At 66.6% G+C, this 15,534-nt stretch carries 11 protein-coding genes, 1 pseudogene and 1 riboswitch; of the genes and pseudogenes, 6 read left to right on the forward strand and 6 right to left on the reverse strand.

The window, feature by feature from the left end; all coding sequences use genetic code 11:
- Positions 1-114 precede the first annotated feature (114 nt).
- Positions 115-381 (forward strand): annotated as a pseudogene (locus tag WAX14_RS18175) (TetR/AcrR family transcriptional regulator); the annotation flags it as partial.
- 81 nt (positions 382-462) lie between these two features.
- On the opposite strand, the gene WAX14_RS18180 reads toward WAX14_RS18175, so the two are convergent.
- Positions 463-1,995 carry an amidase gene (locus tag WAX14_RS18180; RefSeq protein ID WP_422629448.1) on the reverse strand — a complete coding sequence of 511 codons (1,533 nt, stop codon included), beginning with the start codon at positions 1,993-1,995 and terminating at the stop codon, positions 463-465.
- A 48-nt stretch (positions 1,996-2,043) separates the two neighbouring features.
- Positions 2,044-2,808 (reverse strand): acyltransferase, encoded by a 765-nt coding sequence (locus tag WAX14_RS18185; RefSeq protein WP_422629449.1) that lies wholly within the window; start codon positions 2,806-2,808, stop codon positions 2,044-2,046.
- Between the two features lie 96 nt (positions 2,809-2,904).
- Between WAX14_RS18185 and WAX14_RS18190 the strand changes: the two genes are divergently transcribed.
- Positions 2,905-4,224 carry a PQQ-binding-like beta-propeller repeat protein gene (locus WAX14_RS18190; RefSeq protein WP_422629473.1) on the forward strand — a complete coding sequence of 440 codons (1,320 nt, stop codon included), beginning with the start codon at positions 2,905-2,907 and terminating at the stop codon, positions 4,222-4,224.
- 39 nt (positions 4,225-4,263) lie between these two features.
- On the opposite strand, the gene WAX14_RS18195 is transcribed toward WAX14_RS18190, so the two are convergent.
- Positions 4,264-5,694, reverse strand: a complete 1,431-nt coding sequence (locus WAX14_RS18195) for a short-chain fatty acyl-CoA regulator family protein (protein ID WP_422629450.1) — start codon at positions 5,692-5,694, stop codon at positions 4,264-4,266.
- 149 nt (positions 5,695-5,843) lie between these two features.
- Here WAX14_RS18195 and prpD point away from each other — a divergent pair, with 149 nt between their 5' ends.
- Genes prpD through WAX14_RS18210 form a run of 3 tightly spaced genes read left to right on the forward strand, consistent with a single transcriptional unit; the run spans position 5,844 to position 9,413 of the window.
- Entirely contained in the window at positions 5,844-7,346 is a 1,503-nt protein-coding gene (prpD, locus tag WAX14_RS18200) for a 2-methylcitrate dehydratase PrpD (protein ID WP_422629451.1), read from the forward strand.
- A 1-nt stretch (position 7,347) separates the two neighbouring features.
- Complete coding sequence (gene prpB, locus WAX14_RS18205) at positions 7,348-8,262, forward strand: methylisocitrate lyase (protein ID WP_422629452.1); 915 nt, start codon at positions 7,348-7,350, stop codon at positions 8,260-8,262.
- A complete protein-coding gene (locus WAX14_RS18210) occupies positions 8,262-9,413 on the forward strand; it encodes a bifunctional 2-methylcitrate synthase/citrate synthase (protein WP_422629453.1) in 1,152 nt (383 codons plus the stop codon). Before prpB ends, WAX14_RS18210 begins: the two co-directional genes overlap by 1 nt.
- 73 nt (positions 9,414-9,486) lie before the next feature.
- Here WAX14_RS18210 and metE read toward each other — a convergent pair whose 3' ends face one another.
- The 3 genes from metE to WAX14_RS18225 form a co-directional block, all read right to left on the reverse strand.
- The gene (metE, locus tag WAX14_RS18215) at positions 9,487-11,748 is read right to left on the reverse strand and encodes a 5-methyltetrahydropteroyltriglutamate--homocysteine S-methyltransferase (protein WP_422629454.1); all 2,262 of its coding nucleotides are present in this window, start codon (positions 11,746-11,748) and stop codon (positions 9,487-9,489) included.
- Positions 11,749-11,885: 137 nt separating this feature from the next.
- Positions 11,886-12,093, reverse strand: a riboswitch (cobalamin riboswitch).
- Positions 12,094-12,202: 109 nt separating this feature from the next.
- The gene (locus WAX14_RS18220) at positions 12,203-13,162 is read right to left on the reverse strand and encodes an HpcH/HpaI aldolase/citrate lyase family protein (protein WP_422629455.1); all 960 of its coding nucleotides are present in this window, start codon (positions 13,160-13,162) and stop codon (positions 12,203-12,205) included.
- A gap of 118 nt (positions 13,163-13,280) precedes the next feature.
- On the reverse strand, positions 13,281-13,991 hold the full coding sequence (locus WAX14_RS18225; RefSeq protein ID WP_422629456.1) for a GntR family transcriptional regulator: 711 nt from the start codon (positions 13,989-13,991) through the stop codon (positions 13,281-13,283).
- A gap of 103 nt (positions 13,992-14,094) precedes the next feature.
- Between WAX14_RS18225 and WAX14_RS18230 the strand changes: the two genes are divergently transcribed.
- Positions 14,095-15,501, forward strand: coding sequence for an LLM class flavin-dependent oxidoreductase (locus WAX14_RS18230; RefSeq protein ID WP_422629457.1), 1,407 nt, complete (start codon positions 14,095-14,097; stop codon positions 15,499-15,501).
- The last annotated feature ends 33 nt before the right edge of the window (positions 15,502-15,534 follow it).

A 15,534-nucleotide genomic window follows, 5' to 3' on the forward strand; every position in this document is an offset into this window, starting at 1 on the left:
GGCCGTATCGCGTTCGGGTTCCGTACCCCGGAGAACCAACGCCGCCGGGTACGGTGGGCCTGCACTCGTCGATCACGTCGGGTCGCACCCAGCCGGCGCCAATGCCACTGCTAACTGCGAAGAGCCGACAAAGGATTCAAGTCCACATCCGTTCCCGATCTCGAGCGATCGACGGGACTGAACCGGTCGAGCCTGTACAACACGTTCGGTAACAAGCACGGACTTTTCGGTGCCGCAGTGCAGGACTACCTCGACCGGGTGGTGCGACCGCGACTGCGGATCCTGACCGACGAACCCACCTCCCCCTACGCAGCCTCCCACTACTACCGGAGCGTTGCCGCGGCCATCACATCCCTGCCCGAGAACGACCCCGGCCGCGGGCACCACCGTGGAGCAACTGGCGGAATGGCCCGCAGCACGGAACCCGCGCGATTCCGGCCTTCGTACGGATTGAGCTCCGGCTCAGCGAATTCCGTGTCGCGAATGCACCTGTCCGGCAGGCGGATTTACCGACGGAAGGGGCGGCGGCTGCCGGTCGAACCACGGCCGGGCCTGCTCGAGTTGCGCGGCGAGCGTCAGCAGCAACCCCTCACCGCCGAGTGGCGCCACGAACTGCACCCCGAGCGGCAATCCCGCCGCCGTCCAGTACAGCGGCACCGAGATCGCCGGGCGTCCGGTGATATTCGCCAGTTGTGTATAGGGAGTCCGGCCCAGATTGTCGTCGACGATCGAATCCAGAATCCCCCCGAGACGGGCCAGACGCGCGAGCCGGCCGGTGACGAGCAGCCGGCTCAGCATCCGCATCACCGGCGGGGTCGTCAATTCGCCGACGCGTACCGGCGGCGACGCCAACGTCGGGGTGAGCAGCAGATCGTATCGTTCGTGGAAAGCCACCAGCCCCTGCGTGTAGCCGTTCCACCGTTCCAGGGCAGCAAGGTAGTCCGGCGCCGATACCGATCGGCCGACAGCCGCGAGCACACGGGTGTCGAGTTCGAAACTGCCCGGCCCGCACCCGGTCCGGCGGCGAGCGTCGTCGACCTCCCGGGACAGCGACGCGAACCACATCGTCAGGAAATCCGTCGCCAGACGCCGCTCGTCGATCCCGGTCGTGGCGGGCTCGACGTGGTGCCCGAGTTCGTCGAGCAACGCGACCGCATCGTCGACAGCCGCGACCGCTTCCCGGTCGACGGGGGTCCCCAACGGTGACGCGGTCGCGTACCCGATGCGCAGGCGCCGCGGCGGACGACTCGCCGCCACCGTGTACGACTCGTCGGCGCGGGCACCGAGATACGGACCGGTCGGGTCGGGGCCCGCGATGACATCGAGCATCGCCGCCGCATCCCGCACCGAGCGGGTGACGACGCCGTTGGTGACCGCACCGTGCAGCGGTTCACCGACGGCGGGGCCGCTGGGCACCACACCGCGTCCCGGTTTGAGTCCGACGAGTCCGCAGCACGCCGCGGGAATGCGAATGGACCCGCCGCCGTCGTTCGCGCCTGCGGCGGGCACTACCCCCGCTGCGACCGCCGCGGCGGAGCCACCCGACGACCCGCCCGGTGTGTGCGCCGGATTCCACGGGTTGCGGGTCGGCCCGTTCGCTTCGGGTTCGGTGATGTTCTTCGCCCCGAACTCCGGGGTGTTCGTCTTGCCGAACACCACCAGACCGGCGCCGAGCCACCGGTCGACGACGAGCGCGTTGCGGGCGGCGGGAATCGCGGCGAGAGCCCGACTGCCGCTGCCGGTCGGGGTGCCCACCACGTCCTGTGCCAGGTCTTTCACCAGGAACGGGACCCCGGCGAAACGCCCGGTGAGTGCACTCCGGGCGCGGGTGCGGGCTCGCTGATCGAGCCGGTAGACCACGGTGTTCAAGACCGGATCGACGGCACCCAGCCGCGTGATCGCCGCGTCGAGCAGTTCCTCGGCACCGACCTGGCCGTCTGCGACGAGTTCGGCCAGTCCCACCGCGTCGTGACGCCGATAGTCGGAGTAGTCCACCGCGCTCTCCCTCGTGCTCGCCCCTCGTACTCACCGAAGGCTGCCGGGTCAGGACCCGGCGTCCGCGCCTTCCGGAAAGTCGCCCGACTTCTTACGGGCGATGTCTTCGAGGGCGGCGATGTACTCGGCGCGCTGCGCCGCACCGGCCTCCCAATCGGCCCGCCGGTTCTTCACCGCCTTCGCCGGTGATCCGACGGCGATGCTGAAATCCGGGATGTCCCCCTTGACCACCGCGTGCGCCCCGAGCACGCAGCCGCGACCGACGCGGGTGCCCCGCAGCACGGTGACCTTCGCGGCGATCCACGTGTCCGGGCCGATCCGGACCGGGCTCTTGACGATGCCCTGATCTTTGATCGGGTAGGTCACGTCTTCCGTGCGGTGGTCGAAGTCGCAGATGTAGCACCAGTCCGCGACGAGCGTCGACGCACCGATCTCGATGTCGAGATACGTGTTGACGACGTTGTCCTTGCCGAAGACCACCTTGTCGCCGATGCGCAGCGACCCCTCGTGGCAGCGGATGGCATTGCCGTCGCCGATGTGCACCCACCTGCCGATCTCGAGCCGGGACAGTTCCGGGGTCGAATGGACCTCGACGTTCTTCCCGAGGAAGACCATGCCGCGCAGGATCACGTGTGGGTTCGCGAGTTTGAACTTCGCGAGCCGGTAGTACCGCACCAGGTACCACGGTGTGTACGCCTTGTTCGCCAGCATCCACCGCAGCGAGTCGACGGTCAGGAATTTCGCCTGGTCCGAATCCCGTCGACGCGAACCGCGCCACCTCGTGCGCAACGGTGCGCCCCACATGCTCGTCATAACATGCCAGCGTACGGTCAGCCTCGTGCGGAGGGCACGCGGCCCGGCCCGATAGGGTGATCGATCGTATCCTTCGGGCCTGAGGAGAGATGTGTGATGCGGGGTGTCCTGCGGACGGCAGTGCTGACACCGGCGGCGGTGCTGACAGCGACGGCGGCACTCGCGCTGAGCGGATGCGCCGGCGGCACCGAGCCGATCGACATTCTCTCCGCGGGGGGATGGCCCGGCCGCTATTCCGACGCCCGCAACAGCAGCACTTCCGCCGCGGACGGACTGCCGGACGTCTCGCCCGCCTGGACCCGATCCGTCGGCGGCACGATCGGGTCACCCCCGTCGATCTCGGCGAGCGGGCAGATCTTCGTCAGCGCCTCCACCGACGCCGGGTGCAACCTGTTCTCGTACCAGTTGGACACGGGTCGCAAACGCTGGTGCACCCGGATCGCACCGGGAGTCAGCGTGGCCACACCGGTCGCCGATTCCGTCGCCAACGTCTACATCGGCGAGGAAGGCGGGATGTACTCGTTCAACGAGCACGGTCAGCGGCGCTGGCGCATCCCGGTCAGCGGCACACCGCGCAGCGCACAGTTCACCGGCGACGGCAACCTGCTGGTGGTCACGCACTTCGGGCAGGTCACTGTGGTGGACACCCAGACCGGCCGCCTCGTCGCGCCGATCTACGACCTGGTGCGCGTGCCCACGGTGACGGACGGCACGGACGTGCCGCGCAATACCCCCGATCATGGTCTGGCCGCGTGTTTCGGCGGTTCTCCCGACTGCCCGGTCGCGACGACGCCCGCGGTGGATCTCGCAACCGGGCGCATCCTTGTCACCCTGTGGCGCCCGGGTGCGGATCGTGCGGCGCTGGTGGCGTTGCGCTACACCGGCGGCGACGACGCGCGGATCGCCGCGGAATGGTCGCTCGACGATCTGCCGGGCGGCGCGGTCACGAGTCCGGTGCTCTCCGCGGACGGCACGACGGCGTACGTGCACGACGGCGACGGCACCCTGTGGGCGATCGACACCGCGTCCGGATCGGCGCGCTGGAGCCACGATCCGGGATACGTCACGTCGACAGGGCCGGCGGTGACCGCGGACGGGACGATCCTGCTCGCCGGTGGCAGCGCGGACGGTCCGCTCGTGGCACTGCGTGATGCCGGGGATCACACCGAAACCCTGTGGGAACGTGACGATGTGCGCCAACTCGGTGCCGTCGCGGCCGCCGCGGACGGGGTGGCCTACACGGTGGCCCGGGCACCGGACGGTCTCGCCGCACTCGTCTTCGACACTTCCGACGGCACCACTCTCGATCAGGAAACCCTGTCCGGGGCATCCGGTTTCGCGGTCGGTACCGCGATCGGTCCGGGCGGGGAACTGCTGGCGACCACACTGCTCGGGGATCTCTACACGCTGCGTTGACCACGCCGGGTGCCGGGCGACCCGGTGACCGGGTCCCGCTCACCGATCGGCGGGTCCGGGGGTATAGGGAACCGCGGGGGCCCGGTACTCGTCGATGTCGAGGGCACGGCCGGCCTGAGGGAAGGCACGTTGGGCGCAGTCGGCGCGGTCGCATACCTTGCAGCCGGCACCGATCGGGACGGTCGTGCCGGGATCGTCGAGGTTCAGCCCCCGCGCGTAGACAAGTTTGTGTGCGTGGGTGAGATCGCAGCCGAGCCCGACGGCGAAACTCCGCGACTGGGAGAGGTATCCGCCGGTGGCGTGTTCGTCGGTGGTGCGTGCGATCCACAGGTATTTGCGGCCGTCGGGCATCTGCGCGACCTGGGTGCGGACCCGGCCCGGGGTGGAGAAGGTGTCGTGGACGATCCACAACGGGCAGCTTCCACCGACGCGGGAGAAGTGGAACGCGGTGGCCGATTGCCTCTTCGAGATGTTCCCGGCCTTGTCGGTGCGGACGAAGAAGAACGGCACCCCGCGTTGCCCGGGACGTTGGAGGGTCGACAGGCGGTGGCAGACCGTTTCGAATCCGACCTCGAAGGTGTTGCCGATCAGGTCGATGTCATAGTGCAGTGCTTCGGCGGTGTGCAGGAACCGGGTGTAGGGCAGCGTGAGCGCGCCGGCGAAGTAGTTGGCCAGACCGATGCGGGCGAGCGCCGCCGACTCCGGAGACAGGGTCACGGCGGCAGCGACGAGCGCGTCGATGGCAGGTTTCTGGGTGAGGAACGCCAGGTGGGTCGCCAACTGGAAGCAGCGCTGACCGTGAGTGAGCCGACGTGCGAGAGCCAGGGTCCTGGTGGCCGGGTCGTAACTGCGTTTCGGTCCGGGAGCTCCGGGCGGGTCGGTGCGGATCCGCACGGTGATCGCGTGTTCGTCGCGCAGCAGCCGCGCCAGTTGCAGATCCAGACCACCGAGCGACAACTCCCGGGACTCGAACATCCGTTCTGCGGCATCGTCGAGTTCGGCGATGTGATTGCGCCGATCGTAGAAGAAGTCCCGCACGTCCTCGTAGGGCATCGGCACCTGGGGCCGGGTCGCGGTGCCGTCGTGTGCCGGTGACAGTCGTTCGACTTGTTCGTTGGCGCCGCGCAACCGTCGATGCATGGCGACCAGCGCTCGTGCTGCGGCGGGATGGCGGGTGACGAGATCGTCGATCTCCGCCGGGCCGGTATCGACCGTGTCGGCATGGTCGGCGAACACGTCCTGCAGGCCGGCGACCAACCGGGCATCGCTGTCGACGGCGAAGAACGCCATGTCCAGATCGAAGGTCGAATTCAGGCGCAGCAGCACCGGCACGGTCAAAGGCCGTTGATCGTTTTCCAGCTGGTTGACGTAGCTGGTGGACAACTGCAACGTCCGGGCCAGAGCGGTCTGCGTCAGGCCCTGCTCCTCACGCAACCGGCGTAGCCGGGCACCCGCATACAGCTTCTGCATGCGCCGAACCTAACAGTACCGACTTTCGCAACTTACGCAGTTTCGGTGGAAGTGTTACGCACAAATACTCCTGTGCAAGGCATTTCCTCCTTGGCACGGTGTGCATAGCGTGCAAAACGACTGTGATGCCCGCATGGAAGGTTGTGCAAGTGAAAACCCATCTCGTTCGCACCCGCCGCTCCGCCGAAGAGTTCCCCCGGCACGAACACCTCGCCTGGAAGATCGCCGAAGTCGCCACCGACCCGGTCGAGGTGCCGGCCGAGACCTCCGAGATGATCGTCAACCGGATCATCGACAACGCATCCGTCGCCGCGGCCTCGTTGACCCGGCGTCCGGTCACGAATGCCCGCGCGCAGGCCCTCACCCATCCCTACTCCCCCGGCTCCACCGTGTTCGGTATCGGCGGAACCTTCGCACCCGAGTGGGCGGCATGGGCCAACGGTGTCGCCGTGCGCGAACTCGACTTCCACGACACGTTCCTCGCTGCCGAATACTCACATCCGGGCGACAACATCCCCCCGATCCTGGCGGTCGCCCAGCACACCGGACGTAGCGGCTCGGATCTGATCCGCGGACTGGCGACCGGCTACGAAATCCAGGTCGATCTGGTGCGCGCACTCTGCCTGCACGAGCACAAGATCGATCACGTCGCCCACCTCGGCCCGTCCGCCGCAGCCGGCATCGGCACTCTCCTCGGCCTCGACACCGACACCGTCTACCAGGCGATCGGTCAGGCCCTGCACACCACAACCGCGACCCGCCAGTCCCGCAAGGGCGAGATCTCGAGCTGGAAGGCGTACGCACCCGCATTCGCCGGAAAAATGGCCGTCGAAGCCGTGGACCGCGCACTACGCGGCGAGGGCGCACCGTCACCGATCTGGGAAGGCGAGGACGGCGTCATCGCCTGGCTGCTCGGCGGCCCCGACGCCGAATACCACGTGCCGCTGCCCGGACCCGGCGAAGCCAAACGTGGCATCCTCGACACGTACACCAAGGAGCATTCGGCCGAATACCAGAGCCAGGCCCCGATCGACCTGGCCCGCCGGATGCGCGAGCGCATCGGCGATCTGGATCGGATCGCGTCGATCGTGCTGCACACCAGCCACCACACTCACGTGGTGATCGGCACCGGCTCGAACGATCCGCAGAAGTTCGACCCGAAGGCCAGCCGCGAAACACTCGATCACTCGGTGATGTACATCTTCGCCGTCGCACTGCAGGACGGAACCTGGCACCACGAGCGTTCCTACGCCCCCGAACGCGCTCAGCGGCCGGACACCATCGAACTGTGGAACAAGATCTCCACGGCCGAGGACCCGGAGTGGACACGCCGCTACCACTCGACCGACCCGGACGAGAAGGCGTTCGGTGCCCGCGCCGAGGTGACCCTGACCAGCGGCGAGGTCATCGTCGACGAACTTGCCGTCGCCGACGCCCATCCGCTGGGGGCACGCCCGTTCGCACGCGACCAGTACATCGCCAAGTTCCGCACCCTCGCCGAGGGCGTCGTCGCACCCGCCGAACAGGACCGCTTCCTCGACGCCGCGCAACGCACCCCCGACCTGGCCGCCGGTGAACTGAACCAGCTCACCTTCACCGTGTCCGACGAGGTACTCGCCCGCGCACCGAAGTCGCCGAAGGGACTATTCTGACATGTCCGGACTTATCGCCGCCGCGACCTCGGCAACCGACAAGCGCGTCGCATTCCGTGCATCGCTGACCTCGGAGAAGATCACTCGCCTGCCCGGGGCGATCAATCCGTTGACCGCCAAGCTGATCCAGGAGATCGGGTTCGAAGGCGTCTACATCTCCGGCGGCGCGTTCTCCGCGGCACTGGGCCTGCCCGACATCGGGTTGACCACGCTCACCGAAGTGTCCGCGCACAGCGCCCAGATCGCGCGCTCCACCGACCTGCCGGTCCTGGTCGACGCGGACACCGGATTCGGTGAGCCGATGTCGGCAGCCCGCACCGTGACCGTGCTCGAGGATGCCGGTGTCGCCGGCTTGCATCTCGAGGACCAGGTCAATCCCAAACGCTGCGGTCACCTCGACGGCAAGGCCATCGTGACCGCCGACGAGATGATCCGGCGCCTGTGTGCCGCGGTCGCGGCACGACGGGACCCGAACTTCGTGATCTGCGCCCGCACCGACGCAGCAGCAGTCGACGGCATCGACGCCGCGATCGAGCGGGCGAAGGCGTACGCCGACGCCGGGGCCGACCTGATCTTCACCGAAGCTCTGCACACGACCGCCGATTTCGAGAAGTTCCGCGCAGCCCTGGACACCCCTCTGCTCGCGAACATGACCGAATTCGGCAAATCCGCGCTCATCCCGGCGCAGGTACTCGAGAGCATCGGCTACAACGCGGTGATCTACCCGGTCACGACCCTGCGGTTGGCGATGGGCGCGATCGAGCACGGCCTTCGGGTCATCCACGCAGAGGGCACTCAGGAAACCGTCGTGGACCAGATGCAGACACGATCACGCCTGTACGAACTTCTCGAATACGAACGCTACAACGAGTTCGATTCCGGCATCTTCAATTTCGCACTGAGCAGGAGCCAGTAATGACAGCTTCTCACCACGGTTCGGGGATCACCGAGACCGCTGTCCCCACCATCTACAAGGGCCTCGCCGGCGTCGTCGTCGACACCACCGCCATCTCCAAGGTGGTGCCCGAGACCAATTCGTTGACCTACCGCGGCTACGCGGTGCAGGATCTGGCAGCGCACTGCAGTTTCGAGCAGGTCGCGTACCTGCTGTGGAACAGCGAACTGCCCACCGTCGCACAGCTCGAACTCTTCTCTCAGCGCGAGCGAGCCCATCGCCGCGCCGACCGGTCCCTGCTGGCGCTGGTCGCGAAGATGCCCGAGAACTGCCATCCGATGGATGTGGTGCGCACCGCGATCAGCTTCCTCGGCGCCGAGGACCCGCAGGAGTGGGACAACGATCCGAAGGCCAACCGCGAGAAGGCCCTTCGTATGATGGCGGTGCTGCCGACGATCGTCGCTGCCGACCATCGACGTCGCCGCGGACTCGACCCGATCGCACCGCACCATTCGCTGGGATTCGCCGAGAACTTTCTGAACATGTGCTTCGGGACGATTCCCGACCCGGCGATCGTGAAGGCGTTCGAGGTGTCACTGATCCTGTACGCAGAGCACAGTTTCAATGCCTCGACGTTTGCCGCACGGGTCGTCACCTCCACCCTGTCCGACATCTACAGTGCCGTCACCGCAGCGATCGGCACCCTGAAAGGCCCCCTGCACGGTGGCGCCAACGAGGCCGTCATGCACGACATGCTCGAGATCGGCGAGCCCGCACGCGCCGAGGAGTGGTTGCGCGGCAAACTCGCCCGCAAGGACAAGGTCATGGGCTTCGGCCATCGGGTCTACAAGCACGGCGACTCCCGGGTTCCGACGATGCGACAGGCATTCCTCGACGTCGCCGCGCACACCGGTGGCGAGAAGTGGGTGCAGATGTACGACATCCTCGAGAAGATCATGGGCGATGCCACCGGAATCAAGCCGAACCTCGACTTCCCCACGGGCCCTGCCTATTACCTGATGGGATTCGATATCGAGGTGTTCACCCCGATCTTCGTCATGAGCCGGATCACCGGCTGGACCGCGCACATCATCGAACAGGGCGAATCCAACGCCCTGATCCGCCCGCTCAGCGAATACACCGGCGTACCGCAGCGCTCGGTCGTCGCCTGAGCCCACCGACTGCACTCCGGGGCGAGGGTTATCGCCGTCATCGTCTCCTGCGCCCCGGAGTGCACTCATCGGATCACAATCCGGCGCGCACCCGCTTCGCGGCGGCCACCATGTTGCGTAGCGACGCCTCGACCTCGACCGGCCCGCGTGTCTTCAGGCCACAGTCAGGATTGACCCACAAGCGCTCGGCAGGAACAGCTTTCAGAGCCTCACCCAAGGAAGCGACGATCTCGTCGACGCCCGGAACCCGGGGCGAGTGAATGTCGTAGACACCGGGACCGACACCCAGGTCGAACCCTACGGCGTTCAGATCGTCCAGTACCTCCATGTGCGAGCGTGCCGCCTCGATCGAGGTCACATCGGCGTCGAGGTTCGCGATCGCATCGATCACCTCACCGAACTCCGAATAGCACAGATGGGTGTGGATCTGCGTGGCATCCGCGACACCGGACGTGGCAAGACGGAACGATCCGACAGCCCAGTCGAGATATGCCGGTTGATCGGCGGCACGCAACGGAAGCAGTTCGCGCAGTGCCGGCTCGTCGACCTGGACGATACGAATCCCGGCGTCCTGCAGATCGACGGTCTCGTCGCGAATGGCCAGGGCAACCTGATTCGCGGAATCGGCGAGCGGCTGATCGTCCCGCACGAACGACCAGGCCAGAATCGTCACGGGACCGGTGAGCATGCCCTTGACGAGACGGTCCGTCAGAGACTGCGCGTAGGTGATCCAGTCGACGGTCATCGCAGCGTTCCGGCGAACATCGCCGTAGAGGATCGGCGGGCGCACGCATCGACTGCCGTAGGACTGGACCCAACCGTTGTCGGTGGCGAAGAACCCGTCCAACTGCTCGGCGAAGTACTGCACCATGTCGTTGCGTTCCGGCTCACCGTGCACCAGCACGTCGATGTCGAGCTTCTCTTGCAATGCAACGACATCGGCGATCTCGCCGCGCATACGGTCGAGGTACTGCGCGTCGGTGATCTCGCCCTTGCGCAGGGCGGCACGTGCGACCCGGATCTCCCGCGTCTGCGGGTACGAACCGATCGTCGTGGTCGGGAGCAGCGGCAGGTTCAGCCCGGCCTGCGCCCGGCGACGCTCATCGGCCGGGGATCTGCCCGAACCGGAGGCCACGATCGATTCCAGGCGTGCCCGCAGGGCCTGGTCGTGCAACCGGGAATCGGCGGCTCGGGTTTCCCGTGCGGCGCGATCGAGCGCGAGCCGCCCTTCGACGGCGTCCCGGCCCTGTGTCAGTGCGGTAGCCAGGGTTACCACTTCCTGGATCTTCTCCGACCCGAACGCCAGCCACGAACGCAGGGCTGCGTCCAGGTTCTGTTCCGCGTCGAGCGTGTAGGGCACGTGCAGCAGCGAGCACGAGGTCGACACCGCGAGCGAACCGGTGCTGCCGAGCAGCGTTCCCAGCGTGGTCAGGGCCTGCTCGAGGTCGGTGCGCCAGATGTTCCGGCCGTCGACGACACCGGCGACGAGGTGCTTACGCGCCAGTTCGGGGATCGCGGCGAGTTCGTCGGCCCCGGCGACGAAGTCGACGGCGAGTCCCTCGACGTCCGTCGCGGCCAATGCGGGCAGTGCCTCACCGAGGCTGCCGAAGTACGAGGCGAGAAGAATCGCGGGACGCGTCTCGACGGCAGCAAGTTGATCGTAAACCCTTTTGGCGACCGCGATTTCGTCTGCGGTTCGATCCGCGACCAGGGCGGGTTCGTCGATCTGGACCCACTCCGCGCCGGCGTCGTGGAGCTGCCCGAGCAGGTCCGCGTACAGGGGCACGAGTTCGTCGACCCGATCGAGCAGCGGGGCATCGGAACCGACCGCCTTCGACAGCAGCAGGAAGGTGACGGGGCCGATGACCACCGGCCGCGCCGGCACACCGAGCTCGAGTGCTTCACCGACTTCGGCGATCACCTTCGACAAATCGAGCGTGAACACCGTCGACGGGGTGATCTCCGGGACCAGGTAGTGATAGTTCGTGTCGAACCACTTGGTCATCTCCAGTGGTGTCACGTCGTCGGTGCCGCGGGCGGCGGCGAAGTACCGATCGAGTTCGTCGGTGATCCCCGAAACCCGTTCGGGCAGTGCACCGAGCATCACAGCGGTGTCGAGCAACTGGTCGTAGTACGAAAACGTGTTGACCGGGATCGAGTCGAGTCCGGCGTCGCGAAGCTCGGTCCATGCCTGTAGGCGCAGGTCGGCACCGACCGCTGCCAGGGCCTCGGCGTCGATGCGGCCGCCCCAATAGGCTTCGACTGCCTTCTTGAGTTCACGGTTGGGACCGATACGAGGGGAGCCCAGTACGGTCGCGGTGAATGTGGTGGTCACGTGAGTGTCTCCATGTGCATGTACGGGGTGACCCACCACCGGCGAAGCGGTAAACCCCTCGATGCCCCGAAACGCACATGCGACGACACGAGTGGGTCTACTCGCCCGTTCCCCGAGGCGGTGGACCGCCGGATGCGGCGCACCCGACACAGCAGGCAGGTCTTCGGACTCGCGGGCATCCGGTACGAATACCGGTCCTAGTGGCCGTCGCTTCCCGGACCTTCGGTCCAGTGCTGATGACGGCGGTCGTTCCCACTCACCGCTGCGGGACAGTCCCGGATTCTCACCGGGTTCCCTCTCACATACCCGACCGAGGGCCGGGGATGCTTCGACGCCGCGCTGATCTTCGGGGCTCCTCATGACCAGGACAGGCGAACCAACTGCGTGCGCCAGCATAGCGGCGACCGCCACGTCGCCGTCGGGTGGGTTCCCGCGGCGCGTGGTCGCGGGACCGTCACTCCGGCGGCTGCCACACCGATGTTCGTGTCATGCCTGCCGCACGGCCCTTGCCGGAGATGACGAGCGCCATCTTGCGGGATGCCTCGTCGATCATTTCGTCGCCGAGCATCGCGGCACCGCGCGATCCGCCGGCCGCCGAGGTGCACCATTCGTAGGCGTCGAGGATGTCCTCGGAATGGTCGTAGTCGGCCTGCGCGGGACTGAACGTTTCGTTGATCACGTCGACCTGGGTGGGGTGCAGCACCCACTTCCCGTCGAATCCGAGGGCTGCGGCACGGCCGGCGACCCGGCCCAGTCCGTCGAGGTCCTTGATCGCGAGGTAGGGGCCGTCGATGGCCTGCTTGTCGCGGGCACGGGCCGCCATGAGGATGGACATCAGGATGTGGTGGTAGGCGTCACCGACGTCGTATCCGGGTGGTTGTTCGCCGACGACGAGGGATTTCATCTGGATCGACGCCATGAAGTCGGCGGGTCCGAAGATCAGGGTTTCGATGCGGTCGCTGGCCTGCGCGATGTCGTTCAGTGCGAGCAGGCCCGACGCGGTTTCGATCTGCACTTCGATGCCGATGCGGCCGACGTCGAGTCCCGTGGACTTCTCGATCTGGGTGAGCAGCAGGTCGAGTGCGCGGACCTGTGCCGCATCCTGGACTTTCGGGAGCATGATGCAGTCGAGTGCGTCGCCTGCACCTTCGACGACGTCGACGACATCGCGGTAGGTCCAGGGTGTGGTCCAGTCGTTGACGCGCACCGTGCGGATCTTGCCGTCGAACCCGCCCTCGCGGAGGGATTCGACGATGATCGTGCGACCGGCGGCCTTGGCGTTCGGGGCGCAGGCGTCTTCGAGGTCGAGGAACACGGCGTCGACGTCGAGCGAGCGGGCCTTGTCGATCATCTTCGGGTTGGACCCCGGCACCGCGAGGGTGCTGCGCCGCGGACGGATCGTTCTGGGACTCATGCGGACGGCCTTTCGTGTGTCGGATCTGACGAACATCGATAGCGTCATACACCCATGCGATTCTAATGTATCTGATGACTATTAATATATTATCGTGCGTGAGACCGTGCCCCAGCGACTACCCGGCGACAGCGCTGTTGCGGGCGGCCTGCGCGATATAGGTACTGAGCATCTGCGACGCACCCGCGAAGTGCTGCTCGGTGATTCGACGCGCTTCGGCACCGTCACCCCGCGCGAGTGCTCCGATCAGAGCGTCGTGCTCGTCGAGACTGCACGGGACACGCTCGGGGAACAGTTCGAAATAACGCTGGGGAATCATGCGTCCGGCGTCGCCGAGCATCGACTGCAGGCGCGACGATCCGCACGACTTGTTGATCTCACGATGGAAGAGCCAGTTCAGGGTGGCGATGTCGTCGCCCGCCGCGGCGGCCACCCGGATCTCCCGGTGCAACTCACGCACCCGAAGCAGTTGCCGCTCGTCGATCTTCCCCGCCGCCCACTGCGCCGCAACCCCGGACAACGCCGCCATCAGCGCGAAGTTCTCGACGATGGTGTCGGGCGAGACCCCGATGACGGTGACGCCACTGCGCTGCGCGACCCGCACGAGACCTTCCTGTGCGAGGGCCAGACACGCTTCGCGTATGGGGGTGCGACTGGATCCGAATTCGACGGCGAGGGCATCGAGGTCGATGCGATCGCCGGGCGACAGGTCGCCCGACAGGATGCGGTGCCGCAGCACCTCGGCCGTGCGTTCACGCCCGGTCTTCTTCGCCGGCGCCGCCTCGAGCGCCTCGCCGACCGTCCACGGCCCCTTGTCGATGTCGGTCATCGCACCCTCCCTCGAAAACAGCCCGCAGTGTTGACAATCTATCACCGCTCAATAAATGTATCAGTTGTAAACAGATATGCTCATCGAGCGAGGGGACCTCACCATGTCAACCAAGAGAACCGATCAGATGACGCTCGTAGCGTTCATGCAGGCGAGCAACGTCTCGGTCTATTCGGGGTCGTGGCGCTACCCGCATTCCGCGCAGGACTACCTGGACCTGGCCTACTACCAGCGCATCGCGCGCGTCCTCGAAGAAGGCCGGTTCGACCTGATGTTCTTCGACGACCGGCTCGCGATGCCCGGCATCTACGGAAACTCCGTCGACGACGCCGTCCGCTACGGCGCACGACCCATCAAGCTCGACCTCACCGCGATCCTCGGAGCAGCGGCAGCCGCCACCAGCCACCTCGGCCTCGGCGCCACCTACTCGACCACCTACTACCAGCCGTTCCACGTGGCCCGCACGTTCGCGAGCCTCGACCACCTCAGCGGGGGACGCGCCGCCTGGAACATCGTCACCTCCGTCAACGACGCCGAGGCCCGCAACTTCGGTGTCGACCAGCACTCCGAACACGACAAGCGCTACGACCGGGCCGAAGAATTCGTGGAAGTCGTCGCACAACTGTGGGATTCGTGGGAAGACGACGCCATCGTCGCCGACCGCGCATCGGGCATCTTCGCCGACCCGGCCAAGGTCCACCAACTCGACCACCACGGCGAATTCTTCGATGTCCAGGGGCCGCTCACCGTGCCCCGCACCCCACAGGGACGGCCCGTGCTCATTCAGGCCGGCCAGTCCGGCCGCGGTCGCCAGTTCGCCGCCAAGTGGGCAGATCTCATTTTCACCGGTGACCCGAGCCAGGCCGTCGCAGCCGAGCATTACGCCGACCAGAAGTCACTCGTCACCGAATACGGTCGTGACGCCGACTCGGTGCGTGTCCTGCCGATGGTGTACGTCATCCCGGGCGAGACCGAACAGATCGCGCGGGAAAAGGAGAACATCTTCCTGCACGACCTGGTGCACCCGCAGGCCTCGCTCACCCTCCTGTCCGAAGTCACCAACTACGACTTCTCCGGGCACAGCCTCGACGACGTGGTCACCGACGAACTCATCGACCAGGTTTCCGGTATCCGCGGCCTCGTGCAGGGCGTCAAGCGGCACATCGGCGATCAGGAATTGACGCTGCGGGTGCTCGCCAACCACCGCGCGACACTGCTGCAGGGTCCGCGCTTCGTCGGCACCGGGCCGCAGATCGCCGAGCAGATGGAGCAGTGGTTCCAGTCTCGTTCGTGCGACGGATTCGTCATCGCCGCAACTCATTTCCCCGGCGCATTCGAAGACTTCGTCCGCCTCGTCGTCCCCGAACTGCGCAGCCGCGGACTGGTACGCGACAACTACACCGGCGGGACCCTGCGCGAGAACCTCGGCCTCGAACGACCCGAAAACCTCTTCGCCGCCGACCGGAACTCGGCCACCGAGGCAGGCGAGAAGGTGACCCAGGATGCCTGATCCGGTATCCGCGCGTGCCTCGAGTCCGCGCGC

It is taken from the genome of Rhodococcus sp. (in: high G+C Gram-positive bacteria), assembly GCF_049299235.1.
Taxonomy (GTDB): Bacteria; Actinomycetota; Actinomycetes; order Mycobacteriales; family Mycobacteriaceae; genus Rhodococcus.